At 54.4% G+C, this 26,261-nt stretch carries 26 protein-coding genes; 8 read left to right on the top strand and 18 right to left on the bottom strand.

Going from position 1 to position 26,261, the window contains the following annotated elements; genetic code table 11:
* Nucleotides 1-81 precede the first annotated feature (81 nt).
* The 13 genes from SPG90_RS17710 to asnC form a co-directional block, all read right to left on the bottom strand.
* Complete coding sequence (locus SPG90_RS17710; RefSeq protein WP_003862360.1) at nucleotides 82-501, bottom strand: F0F1 ATP synthase subunit epsilon; 420 nt, start codon at nucleotides 499-501, stop codon at nucleotides 82-84.
* A gap of 20 nt (nucleotides 502-521) precedes the next feature.
* The gene (gene atpD, locus SPG90_RS17705; RefSeq protein ID WP_003862362.1) at nucleotides 522-1,904 is read right to left on the bottom strand and encodes a F0F1 ATP synthase subunit beta; all 1,383 of its coding nucleotides are present in this window, start codon (nucleotides 1,902-1,904) and stop codon (nucleotides 522-524) included.
* A gap of 31 nt (nucleotides 1,905-1,935) precedes the next feature.
* Entirely contained in the window at nucleotides 1,936-2,799 is an 864-nt protein-coding gene (gene atpG, locus SPG90_RS17700) for a F0F1 ATP synthase subunit gamma (protein WP_008500191.1), read from the bottom strand.
* 51 nt (nucleotides 2,800-2,850) lie between these two features.
* Nucleotides 2,851-4,392: a F0F1 ATP synthase subunit alpha gene (atpA, locus tag SPG90_RS17695; RefSeq protein ID WP_006808751.1), complete on the bottom strand. Its 1,542-nt coding sequence runs from the start codon at nucleotides 4,390-4,392 to the stop codon at nucleotides 2,851-2,853.
* 12 nt (nucleotides 4,393-4,404) lie between these two features.
* Nucleotides 4,405-4,938 carry a F0F1 ATP synthase subunit delta gene (gene atpH / locus SPG90_RS17690; protein WP_023309790.1) on the bottom strand — a complete coding sequence of 178 codons (534 nt, stop codon included), beginning with the start codon at nucleotides 4,936-4,938 and terminating at the stop codon, nucleotides 4,405-4,407.
* 14 nt (nucleotides 4,939-4,952) lie between these two features.
* Nucleotides 4,953-5,423: a F0F1 ATP synthase subunit B gene (gene atpF, locus SPG90_RS17685; protein ID WP_014072436.1), complete on the bottom strand. Its 471-nt coding sequence runs from the start codon at nucleotides 5,421-5,423 to the stop codon at nucleotides 4,953-4,955.
* 48 nt (nucleotides 5,424-5,471) lie between these two features.
* Nucleotides 5,472-5,711 carry a F0F1 ATP synthase subunit C gene (gene atpE / locus SPG90_RS17680; RefSeq protein ID WP_000429386.1) on the bottom strand — a complete coding sequence of 80 codons (240 nt, stop codon included), beginning with the start codon at nucleotides 5,709-5,711 and terminating at the stop codon, nucleotides 5,472-5,474.
* Nucleotides 5,712-5,760: 49 nt separating this feature from the next.
* Nucleotides 5,761-6,576, bottom strand: a complete 816-nt coding sequence (gene atpB / locus SPG90_RS17675; protein WP_023309789.1) for a F0F1 ATP synthase subunit A — start codon at nucleotides 6,574-6,576, stop codon at nucleotides 5,761-5,763.
* Between the two features lie 8 nt (nucleotides 6,577-6,584).
* On the bottom strand, nucleotides 6,585-6,965 hold the full coding sequence (gene atpI / locus SPG90_RS17670; RefSeq protein ID WP_008500194.1) for a F0F1 ATP synthase subunit I: 381 nt from the start codon (nucleotides 6,963-6,965) through the stop codon (nucleotides 6,585-6,587).
* Between the two features lie 616 nt (nucleotides 6,966-7,581).
* Entirely contained in the window at nucleotides 7,582-8,205 is a 624-nt protein-coding gene (gene rsmG, locus SPG90_RS17665; protein ID WP_023309787.1) for a 16S rRNA (guanine(527)-N(7))-methyltransferase RsmG, read from the bottom strand.
* 107 nt (nucleotides 8,206-8,312) lie between these two features.
* Nucleotides 8,313-10,202, bottom strand: a complete 1,890-nt coding sequence (gene mnmG / locus SPG90_RS17660) for a tRNA uridine-5-carboxymethylaminomethyl(34) synthesis enzyme MnmG (protein WP_014072433.1) — start codon at nucleotides 10,200-10,202, stop codon at nucleotides 8,313-8,315.
* A 374-nt stretch (nucleotides 10,203-10,576) separates the two neighbouring features.
* Nucleotides 10,577-11,026 (bottom strand): FMN-binding protein MioC, encoded by a 450-nt coding sequence (gene mioC / locus SPG90_RS17655; RefSeq protein ID WP_023309786.1) that lies wholly within the window; start codon nucleotides 11,024-11,026, stop codon nucleotides 10,577-10,579.
* A gap of 90 nt (nucleotides 11,027-11,116) precedes the next feature.
* Nucleotides 11,117-11,575 (bottom strand): transcriptional regulator AsnC, encoded by a 459-nt coding sequence (gene asnC / locus SPG90_RS17650; protein WP_023333916.1) that lies wholly within the window; start codon nucleotides 11,573-11,575, stop codon nucleotides 11,117-11,119.
* 151 nt (nucleotides 11,576-11,726) lie between these two features.
* Here asnC and asnA point away from each other — a divergent pair, with 151 nt between their 5' ends.
* On the top strand, nucleotides 11,727-12,719 hold the full coding sequence (gene asnA, locus SPG90_RS17645) for an aspartate--ammonia ligase (protein ID WP_047173125.1): 993 nt from the start codon (nucleotides 11,727-11,729) through the stop codon (nucleotides 12,717-12,719).
* Here the strand turns inward: asnA and viaA are convergent, their stop codons facing one another.
* A complete protein-coding gene (viaA, locus tag SPG90_RS17640; RefSeq protein ID WP_045400472.1) occupies nucleotides 12,720-14,171 on the bottom strand; it encodes an ATPase RavA stimulator ViaA in 1,452 nt (483 codons plus the stop codon).
* Nucleotides 14,165-15,661 (bottom strand): ATPase RavA, encoded by a 1,497-nt coding sequence (gene ravA / locus SPG90_RS17635; RefSeq protein WP_047173123.1) that lies wholly within the window; start codon nucleotides 15,659-15,661, stop codon nucleotides 14,165-14,167. The genes viaA and ravA overlap by 7 nt, the downstream gene beginning before the upstream one ends.
* A gap of 222 nt (nucleotides 15,662-15,883) precedes the next feature.
* Between ravA and kup the strand changes: the two genes are divergently transcribed.
* The 7 genes from kup to rbsR all read left to right on the top strand — a co-directional run bounded on the left by kup (nucleotide 15,884) and on the right by rbsR (nucleotide 23,802).
* Nucleotides 15,884-17,752, top strand: coding sequence for a low affinity potassium transporter Kup (gene kup / locus SPG90_RS17630; RefSeq protein WP_023309781.1), 1,869 nt, complete (start codon nucleotides 15,884-15,886; stop codon nucleotides 17,750-17,752).
* 197 nt (nucleotides 17,753-17,949) lie between these two features.
* Nucleotides 17,950-18,369, top strand: a complete 420-nt coding sequence (gene rbsD / locus SPG90_RS17625; protein ID WP_003862392.1) for a D-ribose pyranase — start codon at nucleotides 17,950-17,952, stop codon at nucleotides 18,367-18,369.
* Nucleotides 18,370-18,376: 7 nt separating this feature from the next.
* Nucleotides 18,377-19,882 (top strand): ribose ABC transporter ATP-binding protein RbsA, encoded by a 1,506-nt coding sequence (gene rbsA / locus SPG90_RS17620; RefSeq protein WP_045354605.1) that lies wholly within the window; start codon nucleotides 18,377-18,379, stop codon nucleotides 19,880-19,882.
* Between the two features lie 4 nt (nucleotides 19,883-19,886).
* On the top strand, nucleotides 19,887-20,852 hold the full coding sequence (gene rbsC, locus SPG90_RS17615) for a ribose ABC transporter permease (protein ID WP_006808742.1): 966 nt from the start codon (nucleotides 19,887-19,889) through the stop codon (nucleotides 20,850-20,852).
* Nucleotides 20,853-20,879: 27 nt separating this feature from the next.
* Nucleotides 20,880-21,770 carry a ribose ABC transporter substrate-binding protein RbsB gene (gene rbsB, locus SPG90_RS17610; protein ID WP_010426610.1) on the top strand — a complete coding sequence of 297 codons (891 nt, stop codon included), beginning with the start codon at nucleotides 20,880-20,882 and terminating at the stop codon, nucleotides 21,768-21,770.
* 106 nt (nucleotides 21,771-21,876) lie between these two features.
* Nucleotides 21,877-22,806 (top strand): ribokinase, encoded by a 930-nt coding sequence (gene rbsK / locus SPG90_RS17605; RefSeq protein ID WP_032662107.1) that lies wholly within the window; start codon nucleotides 21,877-21,879, stop codon nucleotides 22,804-22,806.
* Between the two features lie 3 nt (nucleotides 22,807-22,809).
* Entirely contained in the window at nucleotides 22,810-23,802 is a 993-nt protein-coding gene (gene rbsR / locus SPG90_RS17600; RefSeq protein ID WP_072162366.1) for a ribose operon transcriptional repressor RbsR, read from the top strand.
* On the opposite strand, the gene mdtD is transcribed toward rbsR, so the two are convergent.
* From mdtD to SPG90_RS17585, 3 genes are all read right to left on the bottom strand, one after another.
* On the bottom strand, nucleotides 23,768-25,201 hold the full coding sequence (gene mdtD, locus SPG90_RS17595; RefSeq protein WP_047173122.1) for a multidrug transporter subunit MdtD: 1,434 nt from the start codon (nucleotides 25,199-25,201) through the stop codon (nucleotides 23,768-23,770). The two genes, rbsR and mdtD, sit on opposite strands and share 35 nt — an antisense overlap.
* Complete coding sequence (locus tag SPG90_RS17590; protein ID WP_023309775.1) at nucleotides 25,198-25,905, bottom strand: FadR/GntR family transcriptional regulator; 708 nt, start codon at nucleotides 25,903-25,905, stop codon at nucleotides 25,198-25,200. The genes mdtD and SPG90_RS17590 overlap by 4 nt, the downstream gene beginning before the upstream one ends.
* 170 nt (nucleotides 25,906-26,075) lie before the next feature.
* The coding region (locus SPG90_RS17585) for a hypothetical protein (RefSeq protein WP_322408257.1) at nucleotides 26,076-26,261 on the bottom strand (186 nt) is incomplete at its 5' end.

Genomic DNA, 26,261 nt, shown 5'->3' with positions numbered 1-26,261 from the left:
CATCTTTTTCATCATGAATTAAGGCCGAAAAAAAAAGCCAGCCTGGTATCCAGACTGGCTTTTGTGCTTTTCAAGCCGGTGTTACATCGCTTTTTTGGTCAACTCGATAACGCGCAGTTTCGCGATCGCTTTGGCCAGCTCCGCAGACGCCTGAGCGTAATCCACGTCACCATGAGAGCTGTTAATGTGCTCTTCAGCCTTACGCTTCGATTCCAGGGCTCGCGCTTCGTCGAGATCCTGGCCACGGATAGCGGTATCGGCCAGAACGGTCACACTGCCAGGCTGCACTTCAAGAATGCCGCCGGACAGATAGATAAACTCTTCGTGACCGAACTGTTTAACGATGCGGATCATACCAGGCTTAATGGCGGTGAGCAGCGGTGCGTGACCCGGGAAAATACCCAGTTCACCTTCACTACCCGTTACCTGGATTTTCTCGACCAGACCAGAGAACATTTGTTGCTCTGCGCTGACGACGTCCAGGTGGTAAGTCATTGCCATATCACCCTCCGATTAAGGCGTTAAAGTTTTTTGGCTTTTTCCACGGCTTCTTCGATGGAACCAACCATGTAGAACGCCTGCTCTGGCAGGTGGTCGTATTCGCCTTCCATAATGCCTTTAAAGCCACGGATGGTGTCTTTCAGGGAAACGTATTTACCCGGAGAACCGGTGAATACTTCCGCAACGAAGAACGGCTGGGACAGGAAGCGCTGGATCTTACGCGCACGTGCTACCACCAGTTTGTCTTCTTCAGACAGTTCATCCATACCCAGGATGGCGATGATGTCTTTCAGTTCCTGGTAACGCTGCAGCAGGGACTGTACGCCACGCGCGGTGTCGTAGTGTTCCTGACCCACAACCAGTGGATCCAGCTGACGGCTGGTGGAGTCCAGCGGGTCAACGGCCGGATAGATACCCAGAGACGCGATCTGACGGCTCAGTACCACGGTTGCGTCTAAGTGAGCAAAGGTGGTTGCTGGAGATGGGTCAGTCAAGTCATCCGCAGGTACGTATACCGCCTGAACGGAGGTGATAGAACCGGTTTTGGTAGAGGTGATACGTTCCTGAAGAACACCCATCTCTTCCGCCAGCGTAGGCTGATAACCTACCGCTGAAGGCATACGACCCAGCAGTGCAGATACTTCCGTACCGGCCAGGGTGTAACGATAGATGTTATCAACGAACAGCAGAACGTCACGGCCTTCGTCACGGAACTTCTCAGCCATCGTCAGACCGGTCAGCGCAACGCGCAGACGGTTTCCTGGTGGCTCGTTCATCTGGCCGTAAACCAGGGATACTTTGTCCAGAACGTTGGAGTCGGTCATTTCGTGGTAGAAGTCGTTACCCTCACGAGTACGTTCACCTACGCCCGCAAACACGGAGTAACCGGAGTGCTCAATCGCGATGTTACGGATCAGCTCCATCATGTTTACGGTTTTACCAACACCCGCACCACCGAACAGACCAACTTTACCGCCCTTCGCGAACGGACACATCAGGTCGATAACTTTGATACCGGTTTCCAGCAGTTCCTGAGAGCTGGACAGCTCTTCGTAGGAAGGTGCTGCGCGGTGGATAGCCCAACGCTCTTCTTCACCGATGTCGCCTTTCATGTCGATTGGCTGACCCAATACGTTCATGATACGACCCAGTGTTGCTTTACCTACCGGGACTTCAATCGGGTGCTCAAGGTCTTTAACTTCCAGACCACGACGCAGACCGTCGGAAGAACCCATCGCGATGGTACGCACGATACCGCCGCCGAGCTGCTGCTGAACTTCCAGCACCAGGCTCTCGTTACCATTCTGTACCTCAAGCGCGTCGTACACGCGTGGTACGGCGTCCTGAGGGAACTCGACGTCCACCACGGCGCCGATTACCTGGACAATCTTTCCAGTAGCCATCTTGAATCCTCTACGTAATTCGTAAACCTGGTTAAACCGCGGCGGCCCCCGAGACGATCTCGGTGAGTTCCTGAGTAATGCTGGCCTGACGAGCTTTGTTGTAAACCAACTGCAGCTCTTTAATCAGGCTGCCGCCATTATCGGTCGCGGCTTTCATCGCCACCATTCGTGCGGCCTGCTCGCTGGCCAGGTTTTCTACAACGCCCTGATAAACCTGAGATTCAACGTAACGACGCAGCAGGGTATCCAGCAGCGGTTTCGGATCGGGTTCATACAGGTAATCCCAGGCTTTTTGCTTCAGCTCGTCATCTTCTGATGCCGGTAACGGCAGCATCTGAGTGAGCGTTGGAACCTGAGACATGGTGTTAATGAATTTGTTGCTGACAACGTACAGTCTGTCCAGACGGCCTTCATCATAGGCCTGCAACATCACTTTAACCGGGCCGATCAGTTCGGACAGGGACGGGTTATCACCCATACCGGTCACCTGAGCGACAATGTTGCCACCAACGGAGTTAAAGAAAGAGACGCCTTTAGAGCCGATCATTGCGATATCGCACTGAACGCCTTTTTCAGACCATGCTTTCATATCCGCCAGCAGTTTTTTGAACAGGTTAATGTTCAAGCCGCCACACAGACCACGGTCGGTCGACACCACCAGGTAGCCCACGCGCTTAACGTCGCGTTCTTCCAGGTAAGGGTGCTTATATTCCAGATTACCGTTTGCAAGGTGACCAATCACTTTGCGCATGGTTTCTGCATAAGGACGGCTGGCCGCCATGCGATCCTGCGATTTACGCATTTTGGAAGCGGCGACCATCTCCATCGCTTTAGTGATCTTTTGCGTGTTCTGGACGCTTGCGATCTTACTACGTATCTCTTTTGCGCCGGCCATGAGCTTCTCCTCAATGCCAGGCGGCTTGTCCTGAGACAAGCCGCCGGACGATTACCAGGATTGGGTTGCTTTGAAGGAATCGAGGATAGCTTTCAGCTTGCCTTCGATTTCGTCGTTATAGCCACCGGTCTGGTTGATCTCTTGCATCAGCGGAGCGTGATCACGGTCGACGTAAGCCAGCAGAGCGGCTTCGAAGCTACCGATTTTCGCCAGTTCCACATCTTCGAGGTAACCGCGTTCAGCCGCGAACAGTACCAGGCCCTGCTGAGCAACAGACATTGGTGCGTACTGTTTCTGCTTCAGCAGCTCGGTCACTTTCTGACCGTGGCTCAGCTGTTTACGGGTTGCTTCGTCCAGATCGGATGCGAACTGAGAGAACGCAGCCAGTTCACGATACTGTGCCAGCGCGGTACGGATACCACCGGACAGTTTCTTGATGATCTTGGTCTGAGCAGCACCACCAACACGGGATACGGAGATACCCGGGTTAACCGCCGGACGAATACCGGAGTTAAACAGGTTGGTTTCCAGGAAGATCTGACCATCGGTAATGGAGATTACGTTGGTCGGAACGAACGCAGAAACGTCACCCGCCTGGGTTTCAATGATCGGCAGAGCGGTCAGAGAGCCCGTTTTACCCTTCACTTCACCTTTGGTGAAGTTCTCGACGTATTCCGCGTTAACGCGGGAAGCACGCTCCAGCAGACGAGAGTGGAGGTAGAATACGTCGCCAGGGAACGCTTCACGTCCAGGTGGACGACGGAGCAGCAGGGAAACCTGACGATAAGCAACAGCCTGTTTAGACAGGTCATCGTATACGATCAGCGCATCTTCACCGCGGTCACGGAAGTATTCGCCCATTGCGCAACCGGCGTATGGTGCCAGGTATTGCAGTGCAGCAGATTCAGACGCGGTTGCTACCACAACGATGGTGTTAGACAGTGCGCCGTGCTCTTCCAGTTTACGAACCACGTTAGAAATGGTGGACGCTTTCTGGCCAATAGCCACGTACACACATTTGATGCCGGAGTCACGCTGGTTGATGATGGCGTCGATAGCCATCGCGGTTTTACCGGTCTGACGGTCACCGATGATCAGTTCACGCTGACCACGACCGATTGGGATCATGGCATCAACGGACTTATAACCTGTCTGAACAGGCTGATCTACGGACTGACGGTCGATAACGCCTGGTGCGATAACTTCGATTGGGGAGAAGCCATCGTGCTCAACCGGACCTTTACCGTCGATTGGCGCACCCAGGGTGTTAACAACGCGACCCAGCAGGCCACGGCCAACCGGCACTTCCAGAATACGGCCAGTACACTTAACCTTCATGCCTTCGGCGAGGTCAGCGTATGGACCCATCACAACTGCACCTACGGAGTCGCGCTCCAGGTTCAGTGCGATAGCGTAACGGTTACCCGGCAGGGAAATCATCTCACCCTGCATACAATCGGCCAGGCCGTGGATGCGGATAACACCGTCACTTACAGAAACAATAGTACCTTCGTTGTGAGCTTCACTCACAACACTGAACTGAGCAATGCGCTGCTTGATCAGTTCGCTGATTTCGGTGGAATTCAGTTGCATGCTCCAGTCCCCTTAAGACTGCAAGACGTCTGCAAGGCGTTCAAGACGGCCGCGTACGCTGCCATCAATGACCATATCACCCGAACGGATGATTACGCCTGCCATTACAGACTTATCGATTTTGCAATTCAGCTTAACTTTGCGTGACAGACGTTTTTCCATCGCGGCGGTGATTTTCGCAAGCTGTTCATTACTCAGTTCAGTCGCAGAAGTCACTTCGACTTCAGCGGTTGCTTCACTAAGGGCACGTAAGTGCTCAAACTGCTCGAGAACATCCGGGAGCACACGGAGACGACCATTTTCTGCCATCACCTTAATCAGGTTCTGGCCGTTGGCATCCAGTTGCTCTCCGCACACGGCGATAAACGACGCGGCGAGAGTTTCAGGTGCTAACGCACCGGAAAGCAACTCAGCCATTTGTTCGTTTTTCGTCACCTCAGCGGCAAACGCCAGCATATCCTGCCAGCGATCGACATTTTGGTGTTCGACAGCAAAGTCAAAAGCTGCTTTGGCGTAGGGGCGAGCTACCGTAACAAATTCAGACATCAGCCCCTCCCTCCTTACAGTTCAGCGACAAGTTTGTCCACGATGTCGCTGTTAGCAGCTTCATCCACGGAACGTTCGATGATCTTCTCGGCGCCAGCAACAGCCAGAATCGCAACCTGCTTACGCAGTTCTTCACGAGCACGTTTACGCTCAGCATCAATTTCTGCCTGAGCCTGTGTCACGATCTTAGTACGTTCCTGTTCTGCTTCAGCTTTGGCTTCGTCCAGGATCTGAGAACGGCGTTTGTTAGCCTGTTCAATGATTACCTGAGCTTCAGCTTTCGCTTTTTTCAGCTGGTCTGTCGCGTTGGCCTGTGCAAGGTCCAAATCTTTCTTAGCGCGTTCTGCAGAAGCCAGACCGTCAGCAATTTCTTTCTGACGTTTTTCGATGGCAGCCATTAAAGGCGGCCATACATACTTCATGCAGAACCAGACAAAGAGAATAAACGCGATGGCCTGGCCGAGGATTGTTGCGTTCATGTTCACAGCACAATACCTCTTTAATTTCTGTGGCTTAGGGTTTTAAAACTACTACTACGCGACAGCAAACATCACGTACAGACCCAGACCTACAGCGATCATTGGGATAGCATCCACCAGACCCATAACGATAAAGAACTGAGTACGCAGCAGAGGAATCAGATCAGGTTGACGCGCTGCGCCTTCCAGGAATTTGCCCCCGAGGATGCCGATACCGATCGCAGCACCGATAGCCGCCAGACCCATCATCACAGCGGCAGCCATGTACAGCAGATCCATATTCAGGTTTTCCATGACAGTCTCCAGTTTGTTTCAATTAAAACGTAGTAGTGTTGGTAAAAAATCAGTGCTCTTCAGACGCCATCGACAGATAGACGATCGTCAGAACCATGAAGATAAAGGCTTGCAGCGTAATGATCAGGATGTGGAAAATGGCCCATGGCACATTCAGAATCCACTGTGACCACCACGGCAGAAGACCCGCGATCAGAATGAAAATCAGCTCACCCGCATACATGTTGCCAAACAGTCGCAGACCCAGTGAAACAGGTTTGGACAGCAGGCTAACGCCTTCCAGGATCAGGTTGACCGGAATAAACGCCCAGTGGTTGAACGGCTGCAAGGTAAGCTCTTTCACAAAGCCGCTTACGCCTTTCATTTTGATGCTGTAGAAAAGAATCAGGATAAACACGCCCAGCGCCATCGACAGGGTGATGTTCACGTCCGCAGACGGTACAACACGCAGCGCAGGCAGGCCGAAGATATGCTCGCCGATAAACGGCAGCAGATCGATTGGCAGCAGGTCCATCAGGTTCATCAGGAAGACCCAAACGAACACGGTCAGGGCCAGCGGAGCAATCAGCTTGCTCTTACCATGGTACATGTCTTTGACGCTGCCATGGACGAAGCCGATGATCATTTCGATGAAGGTCTGGAATTTCCCTGGTACACCGCTGGTCGCTCGTTTAGCAACACCGCGGAACATGGCCAGGAACAGAAGACCCAAAACCACCGAGAAGAACATGGAGTCGATGTTGATCGTCCAGAAGGTGGCCGGGGGGTTATGTGGATCCACCAGCGAGAATGTACGCAGGTCCAGCTGAAGGTTATTCAGATGGTGACCTATGTAATCCTGCGGCGTCATATTTTCTGAAGCCATGATGCCTTTTACCCTTTGTTATTGATTACAGCTGGAGCCAGAACTTGTACCACCAGCACCAAAACCCACGTTGCTATCAGCGGCATGAAGACCACTTTCAAAACCGCCAGCGCCATCACCAGTAGAGCAAAGGTCAGCAACACCTTACACACTTCGCCGAGGGCGAAGGACCAGGCCACGCGGCCTTTGGCGGGTGTATGCGCCTGATGACGCCAGGCAAAAATCATAAACAACACGTTTGGCAGCACAACCGCCAAACCCCCGCACACGGCGGAGATGCCCCAGAAGGGGTCTTTGAGGCTAAACAGCAGTCCACTTGCTATCACAGCCAGAAACTGAATGAACAGAAGCTTACGAGCAACGTTTCTACTCAAGAGCGACACAGACATCACGTTTTTACTCCTGCTCCCTTCGAGGTATGCCGCGTGTCGTATAAAACGTCCTTTAAGGCTCAGAGTCAAGCATCAAAAAGCGGTCAAATTATACGGTGCGCACCCGTGATTTCAAACATTAAGTAGCGAAAAGGTGAATAAATGTTTAAATATTTTTCCCCACCGCTATTTTTTAACTTTCGCTGAAAGCGTCAACCTTCGACCAAAACTGCAAACAGCGCGAAAACGTTGGCGATAAAGCGTGCACGAGATCACAAAACACACATTTGCGATAAGGTTGTATTTATCAAAGGCGCAAATCGCATAAATTTAACTTTATGAAATTAAAAGCAAAACGTCGTAACTATTTTCAAAACAGCCCAGTACACAATAAAAACGTTTTATTGACATTCTTAATAAACAATTAACATTGCGTTCTGGTTACTGCCTCCCACTTTTAGCAGACTTATATTTTCACAGATGACTATCTTCTCGGTGAATAAAAGTGGCCAGGTTAACCTGAAGAAAAACCTTAGTGAAAAAGAGGTTAAAAGCTCACCGGTAAATCCCCGGTAGTTGTGCTGTTTTTTAACATGCGAAGAAAAGCACAAATTCCACATTTTTTATTAATTTTTTAAAAATTGTTTGGCTTAATTATCACCAGATGACGCTCCCCATCGAGCTGAGGAATGTGTAATTTCTCGATGGATTCAACAGCAAAACCGTCCGGGAGCTGTTCAATCTCATCGCCTGGCAACTGCCCTTTCAGCGCATAAAAGCGGCCATTCTCTGCCGGCAAGTGCTTACACCAGCTCACCATATCATTGAGCGAAGCAAACGCGCGGCTGATAACACCGTCAAACGGCGGCTCTGCCGGGAACTCCTCTACCCTGCTCTGCACGGGCGTGATGTTTTCAAGCTTCAGCTCATGCTGTACCTGACGTAAAAAGCGCACGCGCTTGCCAAGGCTGTCCAGCAGCGTGAAGTGGCTCTCAGGGCGAACAATCGACAGCGGAACGCCCGGTAAACCAGGTCCCGTACCCACGTCGATAAAACGCTCACCTTTCAGCCACGGGGCAACCACGATGCTATCGAGAATATGGCGTACCAGCATCTCGTTGGGGTCACGTACTGAAGTCAGGTTGTACGCTTTGTTCCATTTGTTCAGCATATCGACATAGGCCACCAGCTGATTTTTCTGGTGATCGGTGAGCGAAATACCTGCCTGATCCAGCAGACGAGAGAGTTTGTTGAGCACGGTGAATACCTGTTGGAAAACTTAGGTGGCGGGTGGCGCTTCGCTTACCCGCCCTACGGGTTCATCAGGCCCGGTAAGCGCAGCGCCACCGGGCAATGTTCTGGGCATTACGCGCTGCGGCGCAGCATGCCCTGCTTTTTCAGCCAGACCAGCAGGATCGAAATCGCTGCAGGCGTGACGCCGGAGATACGGGATGCCTGGCCGATCGATACCGGTTTGTGATCGTTCAGCTTGGCGATCACTTCGTTGGAAAGGCCCGTCACCTGGCGGTAGTCCAGCATTTCCGGCAGCAGCGTGTTTTCGTTACGCTGCTGTTTTTCGATCTCATCCTGCTGACGCGCGATGTAACCTTCGTACTTCACCTGGATCTCAACCTGCTCTGCCGCTTCAGCGTCTTCCAGCCCCGGCGCGAAGGCGGTCAGTTTGACCAGGTTCTCGTAGGTGACTTCAGGACGGCGCAGCAGATCTTCCCCGCTGGCTTCACGCGACAGCGGCGCGGTTAAGTGAGCGTTTACTTCGGCGGCGGTTTCCGCCTGCGGATTCACCCAGGTGGTTTTCAGGCGCTGACGTTCCTGCTCAATGCGCTCCAGCTTTTCGTTGAAGCGCGCCCAGCGTTCGTCATCGACCAGACCCAGCTCGCGGCCCATTTCGGTCAGACGCAGGTCGGCGTTATCTTCACGAAGCATCAGGCGATATTCAGCGCGAGAGGTAAACATACGATACGGCTCTTTGGTACCCAGCGTGCAGAGATCGTCAACCAGCACGCCCAGATACGCCTGAGAACGGCCAGGTGCCCAGCCCTCTTTCTCAGCGGAGAAGCGCGCGGCGTTCAAACCGGCAAGCAGGCCCTGCGCAGCCGCTTCTTCGTAGCCGGTAGTGCCGTTAATCTGCCCCGCGAAGAACAGACCGTGGATGAATTTGCTTTCCAGGGTTGGCTTCAGGTCGCGCGGATCGAAGAAATCGTACTCAATAGCGTAGCCGGGACGAACGATTTTCGCATTCTCCATCCCCTGCATTGAGCGAACAATTTGCATCTGTACATCGAACGGCAGACTGGTGGAGATGCCGTTCGGATAAATTTCATTTGAGGTCAGCCCTTCCGGCTCCAGGAAGATCTGGTGCTGGTTACGATCGGCGAAGCGCATCACTTTGTCTTCGATCGACGGACAGTAGCGTGGGCCGATCCCTTCGATCACGCCGGCATACATGGGGCTGCGATCGAGGTTATTGCGGATCACGTCATGGGTTTTCTCGTTGGTATGCGTGATGTAGCACGGTACCTGCTGCGGATGCTGAGCCGCATTGCCCATGAACGAGAACACCGGCATCGGATTATCACCGTGCTGTTGCGCCAGCACGCTGAAATCAATGGTGCGCGCATCAATACGCGGCGGCGTACCGGTTTTCAGGCGGCTGACGCGCAGCGGCAGTTCACGCAGACGGCGAGACAGGGGAATAGACGGCGGATCGCCGGCACGGCCACCGCTGTAGTTATCCAGACCGATATGAATTTTACCGTCCAGGAATGTGCCCACGGTCAGCACCACGGCTTTCGCACGGAATTTGAGACCCATCTGGGTCACGGCACCTACGACGCGATCGTTCTCAACGATAAGATCTTCAACCGCCTGCTGGAAGATCATCAGGTTCGGCTGGTTCTCCAGGGCGGTACGCACAGCCTGACGGTAAAGTACGCGGTCTGCCTGAGCTCGGGTCGCACGCACGGCGGGACCTTTACTCGCGTTTAGTATCCTAAACTGGATGCCAGCATGATCGATCGCTTTCGCCATCAGGCCGCCAAGTGCATCCACTTCTTTTACCAGGTGTCCTTTCCCAATGCCGCCAATCGCCGGATTACAGGACATTTGTCCCAGCGTGTCGATATTGTGTGTCAAAAGCAGGGTCTGCTGACCCATACGCGCTGCGGCCATTGCGGCCTCAGTGCCTGCATGACCCCCGCCAATGATGATGACGTCAAAAGGATCCTGATAAAACATGGTGGTCTGCCTCGCGTAAAGCGGTATGAAAATGGATTGAAGCCCGGGCCGTGGATTCTACTCAACTTTAGTCTTTCGAGAAAGCATTGGGATCCTGGGCTATTAAAAAGAAGATCTTTTTATTTAGAGATCTGTTCTATTGTGATCTCTTATTAGGATCGCGAACCTGTGTGGATAAGTCCAATCTCACAAAGAAGATCATGCAGTTAGAAAGGATCGTTTGCTGTGAATGATCGGTGATCCTGGACAGTATAAGCTGGGATCAGATCGCGACTTTATACACAGGTCAAAAACGATACAACAGTTGTTCTTTGGATAACTACGGGTTAATACGAGCTTTTAACCAGAGTTATCCACATCTGTTCGCGCGATATTTAATCGTTTTTGAGTAAATTTTTCCATTCCGCGAGCCAGATCTCGGCTGGATCCTCCGGAATGTCATGATCGAGGATGTTGATCTTGAGCGTTTCACCCAGCTGTTTTGCTCCACAAGAGGTTACAGCGGCTTCAACTTTCTCTATTGCCCCGCAAAAGGTGTCATATTCACGACTGCCGATCCCCACCGCGCCAAAACGGACGTTTGACAGGTCGGGCTGCTGTTCCAGCAGTTCGTCATATAAAGGTTGCAGGTTATCCGGCAGATCGCCCGCGCCGTGCGTGGAGGTGATCAGCAGCCAGACACCGTCAGTCGGGAGATCTTCAAGCAACGGACCGTGCAGGGTTTCCGTGGAAAAGCCCGCATCTTCCAGCTTTTCAGCCAGGTGTTCCGCTACGTATTCCGCACCACCAAGGGTGCTGCCGCTGATAAGGGTAATGTCCGCCATTGATCGCTCGCCCAGATAAAGAGACGGTCATTGTACGCTGTGAACGAGCTGGGATCTACCTGTGGAAAATGTGGGAATGAATTTGCCCGATCACGGGCGGATGGTACGCATGATCGGGTTTTGCAGGGAGATCAGCGTCTCGGTGGACTGAATTTCATCGATTGTTTGGATCTTGTTGATAAGTACCTGCTGGAGGGCGTCGATGGATCGGCACATGACTTTAATAAAGATGCTGTAATGCCCGGTGGTGTAATACGCCTCGGTGACTTCATCCAGCGCGTTCAGCTTCGCCAGGGCGGAAGGGTAATCTTTGGCGCTTTTAAGAATGATGCCGATGAAGCAGCAGACGTCGTAACCCAGATGCTTAGGACTGACGTCAATGCGTGCGCCGGTAATGATCCCCGCCTGCTTCATCTTCTCTACGCGGACGTGAATGGTTCCCGGGCTGACACCAAACTGTTTTGCCAGCTCGGCGTAGGCGGTACGGGCATTGGCCATTAACGCCTCCAGAATGCCGCGGTCGAGATTGTCGATCTGATAATTTTCCATAGCTTTTTCTTATGAAGATTAATGAATCACTCTATTCTAGCGTTTAAATTTATCGAATCAAAAGTGAAGGTGGCTTTTTGTTGATGAGTTATTGAATATGATGCCATTTCTGTTGCTTAATCAATATCAACAGGACGCAGGAGTATAAATAATGAAAACCGCTTACATCGCAAAACAACGCCAGATCAGTTTCGTAAAATCCCATTTTTCCCGCCAGCTGGAAGAGAAGCTTGGCCTTATTGAAGTTCAGGCGCCGATTCTGAGCCGCGTGGGTGACGGGACGCAGGATAACCTCTCTGGATGCGAAAAAGCGGTACAGGTAAAAGTGAAAACGCTGCCAGACGCTCAGTTCGAAGTGGTTCATTCCCTGGCGAAGTGGAAGCGTCAAACTCTGGGACAACACGACTTCAGCGCGGGCGAAGGGCTCTACACGCACATGAAAGCCCTTCGTCCCGATGAAGACCGCCTTTCTCCGATTCATTCCGTTTACGTTGACCAGTGGGACTGGGAGCGCGTAATGGGTGATGGTGAACGCCACGTCGGTACGCTGAAATCCACCGTTGAGGCGATCTACGCCGGGATCAAAGCAACCGAAGCGGCCGTGAGCAAAGAGTTTGGTCTGGCACCGTTCCTGCCGGATACGATCCACTTTGTCCACAGCCAGGAGCTGCTGAGCCGCTTCCCGGATCTCGATGCTAAAGGTCGCGAGCGAGCGATCGCTAAAGAATTAGGTGCAGTATTCCTGATCGGTATCGGCGGCAAACTGTCTGATGGCAAACGCCACGACGTTCGCGCGCCGGATTATGATGACTGGAGCACTGTAGGTGAGGGCGAATTTGCCGGGCTGAACGGCGATATTCTGGTGTGGAACCCGGTACTGGAAGACGCATTCGAGATTTCATCTATGGGGATCCGCGTGGATGCCGACGCGCTGAAGCGCCAGCTGGCGGTCACCGGTGATGAAGATCGTCTCAAACTCGAGTGGCACCAGGCGCTGCTGCGCGGTGAAATGCCTCAGACGATCGGCGGCGGTATCGGCCAGTCCCGTTTAACCATGCTGCTGCTGCAATTACCCCATATCGGTCAGGTTCAGTGTGGCGTCTGGCCGCAGCAGGTACGTGAAAGCGTCGGTTCTCTTCTGTAATTAACGCTGCCAGCGTCTGAGCAGGCGGCTACGCAACCCGGTATCAAAGCGCCAGATATGATCGAAGATGCGCATGATGCCGGGTTTTCCATGAGCGGACATCGCCACCGCATGAAAACGGTGCTGGTGCACCCGCTGTAATTCCTTCACCTTATTCACCACGTCATCCGGCAGCCGCTGGGCAATAAAATCGGAAATCACCACCGCGTCAGCGTCGTACCAGTCGCCGCCCTGCATACGCTCCACAATACTGCGGAAGCAGCTGGCCAGATCCGTGCCGCCGCGAAAGCGCTGGCTCAGAAAGCGGATTGCCTGCTCGATCCCCTGCTGGTTCGTCAGCTCATAGCCCACCACCTCGCTGGAGAAGAGCATGATGAAGCAGCGACGGCGATCGGCGAGCGCCACGCGCATCAGTGCCAGACAGAACGCCTTCGCGCACTGCTCGTTAAACCCGCCCATCGAACCGGACGTATCCACGCAAACAATGAATGGCCCGCGCGGCTGTTCATCAAAATCCTGATGGACGACCGGCCGTTGGCTGACTTTCTCGCGCCAGGCTTCACCGTGCAGTCGGTAGGTGAGAAGCTGTTTTTCAACCAGCCGACGATAAAACTCATACTCCAGCTCGGTCATCCCCAGCGTGCTTAGCTCGGTCGGCAGCAGGCGTAAGATGTCGTCGCTCTGCTGGAGCCCGTCGACCTGCTCAGGCACGGTAGCCGGTTCGCGCACCAGGGTGCGGAAGGTTTCCATCGGGGCATCTTTCTTTGGGACCGATTTTGCCTCCCTTGAGCGCCCCAGCTGTTCTGCAAGCTTCATCAGCTCGGGCTGCTGCGTTAGAAAGTCGCCGTACTTCACGATCAGCTGGTAGTCACCGCGCTTCAGCTGCCCGGCGCTCATGTCCCACAGACGTCCGGCGGCGTTTTCATTTTCTACCAGCACCTCTTCAAGCTGGCCGCTCAGCGTCATACGTTCCTGAACTTCGCTGAGCAGCTGTTCACGCTCTTCATCCAGCAGCTGCTGGTTCAGCGTTGTGGCCTGAACCACCAGGCTGAGGCGCCAGCGCTGTAAGAAGAGGGTATGCAGTGCGGGTGTAAAGGTGGCGTTATCCGTGACCAGCGCCCGGGCCTGGCTGGCAAACGGAGAGTGGACGTTATCGAGCAACGTCAGGGTTTGCGGGAGCTGGACGATAAACTGCGACGTGGAGAGCCGCTGGCACTGCTGATAGCAGGCCACCTCTTCCGTTAACTCAGGCGGAACTTCGGTCTCCCTGAACCGCTGACGCAAATTTTCCCGCCAGCGGGGCAGATCGTCCGTCATCGCCTTTTTTAGCTTCGGAAATTTTTCAAAAAACGCCGCCAGCTGCGGCGACGCCAGAAGGGTAATGACCACTTCTTCGATCAACCCCTCCTCGCTGACGGCCAGCATGACGTTAAGCGTATCGAGCGTTAGCATTGACGCGCCTGTTTGATCTGCGCGCTGACGTCCTGCAGGCTGGCTTCGATGCGACCTAACCAGTCGCTATGAATAAAGAGGCATTTTTGCTGCTCGCTAAAGCGGGTGTGCTGCTGATGCCATTCGGTATCCAGCGCTTCCAGCTGCTGCTTGATCTCTTCCGGCACGCTATCTGAAGCGGTTCCCGGCAGCGCAAGACGCGATCCCTGGAGGCTGACGTCGCGGATCACCAGGTGCTGGCTGCTGTCCACTTCCATATTCAGCGGCTGCGCGAAACCAATGCCGTTGAGTTTTCCTCGGATCTCTCCGCCCTTATCCAGCCACTGCGCCAGCGCCTCGCGCTCAATCGTAATGTGCACCACCTGCATATCATGCAGTTTAAGCGGCTGCTGGAGCAGCAGCGTTAGCGTTGTGCCGGTCAGATCCGCGGGAAGCTCGTAGTGCGGTTTGCGGGCGAACATGCCCCCAAGGCGATTCACTTTCAGCGCGGTTTTATCACTTTGCTGCTGCTGGAGCTGGATGCGCCGCTGGGCAATCGCCCCCAGCTGGTTGAGCATTGCCTGCTGTGCCCAGGCGTGTCCGGTCATCAAAACGTCAAGCTGCTGCTGCATCAGATTCATGCCTTCTGCATCGTGCCAGAGGCAATCTTTCAGCAGGATCAGATCGATTGGCGCAACGGCATCACGGCCGCTGAACAGGGCGCTCGCCTGCAGCAGGCGGATCGCTTTTTTCCACCGGCGATCGGAGACATAGGGCGCTGAAGGGATGAGATCAAGCTGCTGGCGCAGCAGATAGATCAGCTCGAAGACGGCGTCAGGCAGTTTGATTTTGCCGATATCCTGCTGCCACTGGTGATACTCCTCATCCGTCACCTGTAGCGAAGCGGATACCGGGTTTTCACTTTCATCCTGCTGGCTGACCAGCATGGAGCGGAAGTTGGACTTATCCTGCACTTTGTCCAGCCACAGACGGATAAGCATACGGTCATACAGCGCTTCCAGACTGCTGTCGGCTTCAGGCAGTTCGTTAGAGGCGGCCACCAGCAGGCGCATCGGGATTTTCTCTTCACTGGCGCCGTTACGGAATCGACGTTCGTTTATCGCCGTGAGGAGGGTGTTTAGAATAGCCGGCCCCGCTTTCCAGATCTCATCGAGAAAAACAATCTCAGCCTCCGGAAGATACCCTTCAGTCAGACGCTGATAGCGCCCCTCGTCTTTCAATGCCTGAATGGAGAGCGGACCAAAAACTTCTTCTGGGGTGGAAAACCGGGTCATGAGATATTCGAAGGCGCGGGCGTTCTGAAAAGCAAATTTTAGCCTGCGGGCAATAAGGCTTTTGGCAATGCCCGGCGGTCCCAGCAAAAACACGCTCTCACCGCTCAACGCCGCCAGTAAGCAGAGGCGGATAGCGTGGCTACGCTCGAAAAGGCCTTTCTCCAGCGCGCTGCTGAGGCGGGAAATTCTTTCTGCTAATAAATGTGAGTGAGCCATAATAGTTTTGCATCCTTTCGCCGTCGTGGCGGCCAATTGAAGCGAGTATAGACGTTTCAGTCAGGGCTGGTAATAGACTGAAGTGCGGCGCAATTTTCTTTGCGCTACATTAATGCGGTTGCATTTAGGGGTACGATTTTGCAATGAATCGTGCATACTGTGCGCTTTTTGTGGGCCAAGGGACCGGGAACACATTTGTTATTTAAACGAAAAGACTAGTCTATGAGCACTGATAATAAGCAATCATTACCCGCAATAACGCTTGCGGCGATCGGGGTTGTCTACGGTGATATCGGCACCAGCCCGCTTTATACGCTTCGTGAATGTCTGTCCGGCCAGTTTGGTTTTGGTGTTGAACGCGATGCCGTGTTTGGCTTCCTGTCCCTCATTTTCTGGCTGCTGATCCTGGTGGTTTCCGTTAAATATCTCTCCTTCGTTATGCGTGCTGATAACGCAGGTGAAGGTGGGATCCTGACCCTGATGTCTCTTGCCGGACGTAATACCTCGGCCAGGATGACCTCTGTACTGGTCATTATCGGCCTGATTGGCGGCAGTTTCTTCTACGGGGAAGTGGTGATAACGCCGGCTATCTCGGTGCTGTCGGCGATTGAGGGGCTGGAGATTATCGCTCCGCAGCTTGATTCATGGGTGGTTCCGCTGGCCATTATTGTCCTGACGCTGCTGTTCATGATCCAGAAGCACGGTACAGGGCTGGTGGGCAAACTGTTCGCGCCGATTATGCTGGCCTGGTTCCTGATCCTGGCGGCGCTTGGTTTACGCAGCATTATCGCGAACCCGGAAGTGCTGCATGCGCTGAACCCTTATTGGGCGGTGCATTTCTTCCTCGAATACAAAGTGGTTTCCTTCGTGGCGCTGGGGGCCGTCGTGCTCTCCATCACCGGTGTGGAAGCGCTGTATGCTGACATGGGCCACTTCGGGAAACTGCCTATCCGCGTGGCATGGTTTATTGTGGTACTGCCGTCGCTGGTGCTGAACTACTTCGGTCAGGGCGCGCTGTTGCTTAAAAACCCGGAAGCGATCAAGAACCCGTTCTTCCTGCTGGCGCCCGACTGGGCGCTGGTGCCGATGCTTATCCTGGCGACGCTGGCGACCGTCATTGCCTCCCAGGCGGTGATTTCCGGCGTGTTTTCTCTGACGCGTCAGGCCGTGCGTCTGGGGTATCTCTCGCCAATGCGCATCATCCATACCTCAGAGATGGAGTCGGGCCAGATCTACATCCCGTTCGTTAACTGGCTCCTCTATTTCGCTGTTGTTATTGTTATCGTCAGCTTCGAGCACTCCAGTAACCTGGCGGCGGCGTACGGTATTGCGGTAACCGGTACGATGGTGCTGACATCGCTGCTCTCCACCACGGTGGCGTACCGAAACTGGCACTGGAATAAATTCCTCGTGGCGATGATTCTGGTGGGCTTCCTGTGCATTGACGTGCCGCTGTTCTCCGCGAACCTCGACAAGATTGTCTCCGGCGGCTGGCTGCCGCTGACGCTGGGTCTGGTGATGTTCATCGTCATGACCACCTGGAAAAGCGAGCGTTTCCGCCTGCTGCGCCGCATGCACGAGCACGGCAATTCTCTTGAGGCGATGATCGCTTCTCTGGAGAAATCCCCGCCGGTCCGCGTGCCGGGCACGGCGGTGTATATGTCTCGTGCTCTGAACGTCATCCCGTTCGCGCTGATGCATAATCTCAAGCACAACAAAGTGTTGCACGAGCGCGTGATCCTGCTGACGCTGCGCACCGAAGATGCGCCTTACGTTCACAACGTGCGTCGCGTGCAGATTGAGCAACTGTCTCCGACCTTCTGGCGCGTGGTGGCAAGCTACGGCTGGCGCGAAACGCCAAACGTGGAAGAGGTGTTCCACCGCTGCGGCCTGGAAGGGCTGAGCTGCCGGATGATGGAGACGTCGTTCTTTATGTCGCACGAGTCGCTGATCATCGGCAAGCGACCGTGGTATCTGCGTCTGCGCGGAAAGCTGTACCTCATCCTGCAGCGTAACGCCCTGCGCGCGCCTGACCAGTTTGAGATCCCGCCTAACCGCGTGATTGAGCTGGGAACGCAGGTCGAGATCTAATCCCTTCTGAAAATGCCGGGTGGCGCTTCGCTTACCCGGCCTACCAAACCCCTCGCCAACCCACAATAATTGTCTCTGCATTTCACTTAGCGAAACGTTTCGACGTCGATCACAAATCTGTTACGTCATGATGGTTTTCTGAACATTCTTGAGATTAAACTGACGTCAGCGAAACGTTTCGCTAGTGGAGCAAGAAAATGAAGAAAGGCACGGTACTCAACTCAGAAATCTCATCGGTTATTTCCCGTCTTGGGCATACCGATACGCTGGTGGTTTGCGATGCAGGCTTACCGGTTCCGCGCAGCACAACCCGTATCGATATGGCGTTAACGCAGGGTGTACCCTCGTTTATGCAGGTACTGGAAGTCGTGACGGCGGAGATGCAGGTTGAGGCAGCCATTCTCGCGGCGGAAATCAAACAACATAATCCGCAACTCCACGAAACGTTGCTCAGCCATATTGAGCAACTGCAACAACACCAGGGAAACACCATAGAAATTCGTTACACGACGCACGAACAGTTCAAACAACAAACCGCAGACAGTCAGGCGGTGATTCGCAGCGGGGAGTGTTCCCCGTATGCGAATATCATTCTCTGTGCTGGCGTCACCTTCTGAGGCCATCATGGACGCATTACTGCAACTCAAAGGGATCGATAAGTCGTTCCCGGGCGTAAAAGCCCTCTCCGGCGCGGCGCTGAACGTCTACCCCGGGCGCGTGATGGCGCTGGTGGGCGAAAACGGTGCCGGCAAATCCACCATGATGAAAGTGCTGACCGGTATCTATCAACGCGATGCCGGTTCACTCGTCTGGCTGGGGAAAGAGACCACCTTCAATGGCCCAAAATCCTCTCAGGAAGCGGGCATCGGTATTATTCACCAGGAGCTGAACCTGATCCCGCAGCTCACCATTGCTGAAAACATCTTCCTCGGCCGCGAGTTTGTTAACCGGTTCGGCAAAATCGACTGGAAAACCATGTACGCCGAAGCGGACAAGCTGCTGGCGAAGCTGAACCTGCGCTTTAAGAGCGACCGCCTGGTCGGCGATCTCTCTATTGGCGATCAGCAGATGGTGGAAATTGCCAAGGTGCTGAGCTTTGAGTCGAAGGTCATCATTATGGATGAACCCACCGACGCTCTGACCGACACCGAAACCGAATCCCTGTTCCGCGTGATCCGCGAGCTGAAGTCGCAGGGGCGCGGGATTGTCTATATCTCTCACCGCATGAAAGAGATCTTCGAAATCTGCGATGACGTCACCGTCTTCCGCGACGGGCAGTTTATTGCCGAGCGCGAAGTCGCCACGCTGACCGAAGATACGCTCATCGAAATGATGGTGGGACGCAAGCTCGAAGATCAGTATCCGCATCTGGATAAAGCGCCGGGTGAGATCCGCCTGAAGGTGGACAACCTCTGCGGCCCTGGCGTGAACGACGTGACCTTTACCCTGCGCCAGGGCGAGATCCTGGGCGTGGCTGGCCTGATGGGTGCCGGGCGTACCGAGCTGATGAAAGTGTTGTACGGCGCACTGCCGCGCACCAGCGGTTATGTCACCCTAGACGGTCATGAAGTGGTCACCCGCTCTCCGCAGGATGGCCTGGCGAACGGCATCGTCTATATCTCTGAAGACCGCAAACGCGACGGCCTGGTGCTGGGGATGTCGGTTAAAGAGAACATGTCCCTGACCGCGCTGCGCTATTTCAGCCATAGCGGCGGTAGCCTGAAGCATAAAGATGAGCAGCAGGCGGTGAGCGATTTTATCCGCCTCTTTAACGTCAAAACCCCGTCGATGGAGCAGGCGATTGGCCTGTTGTCCGGCGGTAATCAGCAAAAAGTGGCGATTGCGCGCGGGCTGATGACGCGCCCGAAAGTGTTGATCCTCGACGAGCCAACCCGCGGCGTGGACGTGGGCGCGAAGAAAGAGATCTATCAGCTGATTAACCAGTTCAAGGCCGACGGTCTGAGCATCATTCTGGTCTCTTCCGAGATGCCAGAAGTATTAGGCATGAGCGATCGCATTATCGTCATGCATGAAGGGCATCTCGGCGGTGAATTCACTCGCGAGCAGGCCACCCAGGAAGTTCTGATGGCTGCCGCTGTGGGCAAGCTTAATCGCGTGAATCAGGAGTAAGAAGATGACTACCCAGGCTGTTTCTGGTCGCCGCTATTTCACAAAGGCATGGCTGATGGAACAAAAATCGCTGATTGCCCTGCTGGTGCTGATCGCGATTGTATCGACCATGAGCCCGAACTTTTTCACCGTTAATAACCTGTTCAACATTCTGCAGCAAACATCGGTGAACGCCATTATGGCGGTCGGCATGACGCTGGTGATTTTGACCTCAGGTATCGATCTGTCCGTCGGTTCCCTGCTGGCGCTCACCGGCGCGATCGCCGCTTCGATTGTCGGCATTGAAGTCAACGCGCTGGTGGCCGTGGCCGCGGCCCTGGCGGCAGGCGCGGCGATTGGTGCCGTAACCGGCGTGATTGTAGCAAAAGGCCGCGTTCAGGCGTTTATCGCTACGCTGGTGATGATGCTGCTGCTGCGCGGTGTGACCATGGTGTACACCAACGGCAGCCCGGTCAATACCGGCTTTACCGATAACGCCGATCTGTTTGGCTGGTTCGGTATTGGTCGCCCGCTGGGTGTTCCGACCCCGGTCTGGATCATGGCTATCGTCTTCCTGGCGGCGTGGTACATGCTGCACCACACCCGTCTGGGTCGTTATATCTACGCGCTGGGCGGTAACGAAGCGGCAACGCGCCTGTCCGGTATCAGCGTTAATAAAGTCAAAATTATCGTTTACTCCCTGTGCGGTCTGCTGGCATCGCTGGCAGGTATCATCGAAGTGGCGCGCCTCTCCTCCGCGCAGCCAACGGCAGGGACGGGTTATGAGCTGGATGCTATCGCGGCAGTGGTTCTGGGCGGTACGAGTCTTGCGGGCGGTAAAGGTCGCATTGTTGGGACATTGATCGGCGCACTGATTCTCGGTTTCCTGAATAATGGTTTGAATTTGTTAGGTGTTTCCTCCTATTACCAGATGATCGTTAAGGCAGTGGTGATTTTGCTGGCGGTACTGGTAGACAACAAAAAACAGTAACTGACGACACTACAGGACATCTTAGATATGAACATGAAAAAATTGGCTACCCTGGTTTCTGCTGTCGCGCTGAGCGCAACCGTAAGTGCTAACGCCATGGCGAAAGACACCATCGCGCTGGTTGTCTCTACCCTGAACAACCCGTTCTTCGTCTCCCTGAAGGACGGTGCGCAGAAAGAAGCGGACAAACTTGGCTACAACCTGGTGGTGCTGGATTCACAGAACAACCCGGCGAAAGAGCTGGCTAACGTTCAGGACTTAACCGTTCGCGGCACCAAAATTCTGCTGATCAACCCAACCGATTCTGATGCCGTCGGTAACGCCGTTAAAATGGCAAACCAGGCGAAAATTCCGGTGATCACTCTGGACCGCCAGGCAACGAAAGGCGAAGTTGTTAGCCACATTGCGTCTGATAACGTGCTGGGCGGTAAAATCGCCGGTGATTACATCGCGAAGAAAGCCGGCGAAGGCGCGAAAGTTATCGAACTGCAGGGGATTGCCGGTACGTCTGCAGCCCGCGAGCGTGGTGAAGGCTTCCAGCAGGCAGTGGCTGCACACAAATTCAACGTGCTGGCCAGCCAGCCGGCAGACTTCGACCGCACTAAAGGTCTGAACGTTATGCAGAACCTGCTGACCGCGCATCCTGACGTGCAGGCCGTGTTCGCACAGAACGACGAAATGGCGCTCGGCGCGCTGCGTGCCCTGCAGACCGCAGGTAAATCTGATGTGATGGTTGTCGGATTTGACGGCACGCCGGATGGTGAAAAAGCAGTAAACGATGGCAAACTGGCTGCGACCATCGCTCAGCTGCCTGAGCAGATTGGCGCCACTGGCGTTGAAACTGCCGACAAAGTGCTGAAGGGCGAAAAAGTTCAGGCCAAATACCCAGTTGACCTGAAGCTGGTCATCAAGCAGTAAAAGGCGAATCAGGCAGTCGCTGGCTGCCTGAGGGACACCAATAAAGAAAAGTGTGGCATACGCCGCCGGGTAACACCGGTGGCGCTCTCAGATGGACAACCCAACCATGAAAACCGCAGGCAACCTCGTCGTCCTTGGCAGTATCAATGCCGATCACATTCTTAACCTTGAATCGTTCCCTGCACCGGGCGAAACCGTCACGGGTAACCAGTATCAGGTGGCATTTGGCGGTAAAGGTGCCAACCAGGCCGTCGCTGCCGGACGTAGCGGGGCGAATATTGCGTTTATCGCCTGCACGGGTGATGACGATACCGGTGAGCGAGTACGCAAACAGCTGGCGAGCGACAACATTGATATCGCACCGGTCAGCGTGGTTGCAGGGGAATCGACCGGCGTGGCGCTGATTTTCGTCAATGCTGAAGGTGAGAATGTCATCGGTATTCATGCGGGTGCTAACGCTGCGCTGACGACGGAGCGCGTAGAAGCGCAACGTGCCATCATCGCCGGAGCGGAAGCCCTGCTCATGCAACTGGAGTCACCGGTTGAAAGCGTGCTGGCCGCCGCGAAAATTGCGCATGAAAATCATACCACTGTCGTACTTAACCCGGCCCCAGCCCGTGTATTATCAGACGAGCTGCTGGCGCTGGTGGATATCATTACGCCGAACGAAACCGAAGCCGAAAAGCTGACGGGCATTCGCGTAGAAAATGATGACGATGCCGCGCGAGCCGCGCGTGCACTGCATGATAAGGGCATCGGCACCGTGATTATCACCCTTGGTAGCCGTGGAGTGTGGGCAAGCGTCAATGGCGAAGGCCGTCGCGTGCCGGGCTTTAAGGTCAAAGCGATTGATACCATCGCAGCGGGAGATACCTTTAACGGTGCACTTGTCACCGCGCTGCTGGAAGGCAAGAGAATGGATGACGCTATTCGCTTCGCACACGCTGCTGCCGCGATTGCGGTGACGCGCAAAGGCGCCCAGCCTTCCGTTCCGTGGCGTAAAGAGATCGATGAATTCTTAAGTCAGCAGGGGTAACGCTTGGCCACAATGAAAGATGTCGCCCGCATGGCGGGCGTTTCTACCTCGACGGTCTCCCACGTTATAAACAACGATCGCTTCGTCAGCGAGGCGATTCGGGAGAAAGTTGAAGCTGCGGTAAAAGAACTCAACTATGCGCCGTCTGCGCTGGCGCGCAGCCTTAAGCTCAACCAGACGCGCACCATCGGTATGCTGATCACCGCCAGTACCAACCCCTTTTATTCAGAACTGGTTCGCGGCGTGGAGCGCAGCTGCTTCGAGCGTGGCTACAGCCTGGTGCTGTGCAATACCGAGGGCGACGAGCAGCGCATGAATCGTAACCTGGAAACGCTGATGCAAAAACGCGTCGACGGACTATTGCTGCTCTGCACCGAAACGCACCAGCCCTCGAAAGAGATCATCCAGCGCTATCCTTCGATTCCCACCGTGATGATGGACTGGGCGCCGTTCGACGGAACCAGCGATCTCATTCAGGATAACTCCCTGCTGGGCGGTGATATGGCGACTCAGCACCTGATTGATAAAGGACACACTCGCATTGCCTGTATTACGGGGCCGCTGGATAAAACTCCGGCGCGTTTGCGTCTGGAAGGGTATCTCTCCGCCATGGAACGAGCGGGGCTTGCCATTCCTGATGGCTATCGAATCACCGGTGATTTTGAATTTAACGGCGGTTTCGAGGCGATGCAGAAACTGCTGGCGCTAAAGCCGCGTCCGCAGGCGGTGTTTATTGGTAACGACGCGATGGCGTTTGGTGCCTACCAGGCGTTGTATCAGGCGGGGCTACGCGTGCCTGATGATATGGCGGTCATTGGCTATGACGATATCGAACTGGCCAGCTACATGACGCCGCCGTTGACCACGATCCATCAGCCAAAAGATGAACTGGGCGAGCTGGCCATCGATGTGTTGATTCACCGTATGGCGCAGCCCACGCTGCAACAGCAACGCCTGCAGCTTACTCCTGTTCTGATGGAACGCGGTTCGGTTTAGCTTTCTCTTTGTGACGCTCTTTAATCAGGTTTCGGCCATCTTTCGGTTTTAACAGCATAAAGACCAGCGCCGATACCACGGTAAGTGCGCCCATGGTGATAAAGGTATAGTGGAACTGCTCAACGGTATTTGCGCTGTCAAAACCTTCATAAAACCGCAGCACCGCTGCACTCACGGCAACCCCTAAACTGATCGACAGCTGTTGCGTTACCGCCAGCACGCTGTTGCCGCTGCTGGCGTTCTCGTCAGTCAGGTCGGCGAGGGTGATGGTGTTCATCGACGTGAACTGCGTCGACATCGCCATACCCAACACAAACAGCGGCAGGATCAGCATCCAGACGGGTAACGCGGCGGATTGCAGCGAGAACTGCGCAATCATCAGACCGATAAAGACCGTCACGCCAACCAGCGTCTTACGATAGCCAAACCAGCGCAGCACCTTTGTCACGGTTGATTTTGCCAGAATTGAGCCCATTGCCGTGGGCGCCATCATGCAGCCAGCAATCAGGGCCGGGTAGCCGAAACCCACCTGCAGCATCAATGGCATCAGGAACGGTACGCAACCCGTCCCCAGACGAGACGCAATGTTTCCTGCAATCCCAACGGAAAACGTTCGGGTGTTAAAGAGCCCCAGGGAAATTAACGGCGTCGGGTGACGGCGCGCGTGACGTATATAAAGAAGGAATAACAGAATACCGCAGAGGATAACGGAGAGCGCTAACCACGTCGCGACGATCTTCTCGCCAAACAGCTCCATTCCGCTGGAGAATAACACCAGGCTCAGGCCAAACAGGAAAAAGCCTCCCATGTCGAAGCTGCGCCTTGGCGTGGTGAAGTTCGGCATATATTTGCGGGCATACAGCAGCCCCGCAACGCCAATTGGAATATTAATCAGGAAGATCCAGTGCCAGCTTGCCCAGGTGACAAACACGCCACCGAGTACCGGGCCAAGAATCGGGCCAACCAGGCCCGGCATGGTGACGAAGTTGAGCACGGGAAGCAGTTCGCTCCTGGGGTAGGCTCGCAGCAAGGCAAGACGCGCCACTGGCATCATCATCGCGCCGCCAATGCCCTGCAATACGCGGAAGATAACCAGCTCCGTTAAGGATGAGGAGAGCGCACAGGCCAGTGAACCGAGCGTAAAGAGCGTTACGGCCAGCATGAAAACTCTGCGGGTGCCAAAGCGGTCGGCCAGCCAGCCGCTGACCGGAATTAACATTGCGACCGTCAGGGTGTAGCTGATGATGGCGGACTGCATCGCCAGCGGGGAGCGGTTAAGGCTTTGCGCAATAGCGGGAAGCGCTGTGTTGAGGATGGTGGCATCCAGTGCCTGCATAAAAAATGCCATGGCTGCAATCCACGGCAATCCGGCCATGCTGCGCGCTTTTTTCGTTGTCATTTATTTACCTGCTGGTGGGTTGGCGCGGCCAGCAGTGCCTGGCACGCACTCAGGGCTCGCTGCCCGTCGCTTTCCTGGATGGCATCTACTATCGCCTGGTGCAAATCCAGTTTTACCACTTCGTTTTGTGTAATAGAGGTAAAGTAGGTGTGATACACCGAATGAAATAAAGAGGCAAAAGAGGTGAGAAACGGATTGGCGCTCATCATATAGATGTGTTCATGCCAGGCCATATCAACCTCAACCCAGCGTTCGCGGTTGAAGTGCTTTTTCAGGAACACCATCTCTTCCATCAGCGCGTTAAGCTGTGCTTTCTGCTCTGCAGTTCCTAGCGTGGCGGCAAGCAGACATGCCTGAGGTTCAAGGCTGCTGCGCATCACCAGAAAGTGATCGACGACCTGGTGAAAGTTATCTTCCGTCATCCACCAGGAGAGCAGCTCCTGATCGAGAAAATTCCAGTTACTCTGTGGCATCACGCGTGTGCCAATGCGAGGGCGTGGAAGCACCATGCCTTTTGCCGTCAGGGTTTTCACCGCTTCGCGAACGGCGGTACGGCTCACCCCAAACTGCTCACCCAGCTCCATCTCACCCGGCAGGATGCTGCCCGGGGCATATTTACCCGCTAAAATCCGCTGAGCCAGCTTTTCTGCCAGCACGTACGACAGGTTTTTTTGGGCGGCCAGCTGTTGTGCGCTTAATGGCATCGCTTTTATTCCTTAAAGATTCATGCTGATAATTATGCCACCTCGAATGTGATTGTGGTTGCAGATACATCAAATAGAACAATTTGTAGCTCGATTTCACCTCTGTTGGTGAAAAAAAACGCGGATGGAAACTTTTTTTTAATTTCCTCTTGTCACGTCGGAATAACTCCCTATAATGCGCCTCCACTGACACGGAACAACGGCACACACGCCGCCGGGTCAGCAGAGAAAAGCAAAAATAATCGCTTGACTCTGAAGCGGGAAAGCGTAATATGCACACCCCGCGCCGCAGCGAAAAGCGAAGCGGCACTGCTCTTTAACAATTTATCAGACAATCTGTGTGGGCACTCAAAGTG

Source organism: Enterobacter sp. D2 (genome assembly GCF_034427575.1).
Lineage (GTDB): Bacteria > Pseudomonadota > Gammaproteobacteria > Enterobacterales > Enterobacteriaceae > Enterobacter > Enterobacter cloacae_M.
Note: the sequence above shows the minus strand (reverse complement) of the source record. Positions and strands in the feature narration are given on the sequence as shown.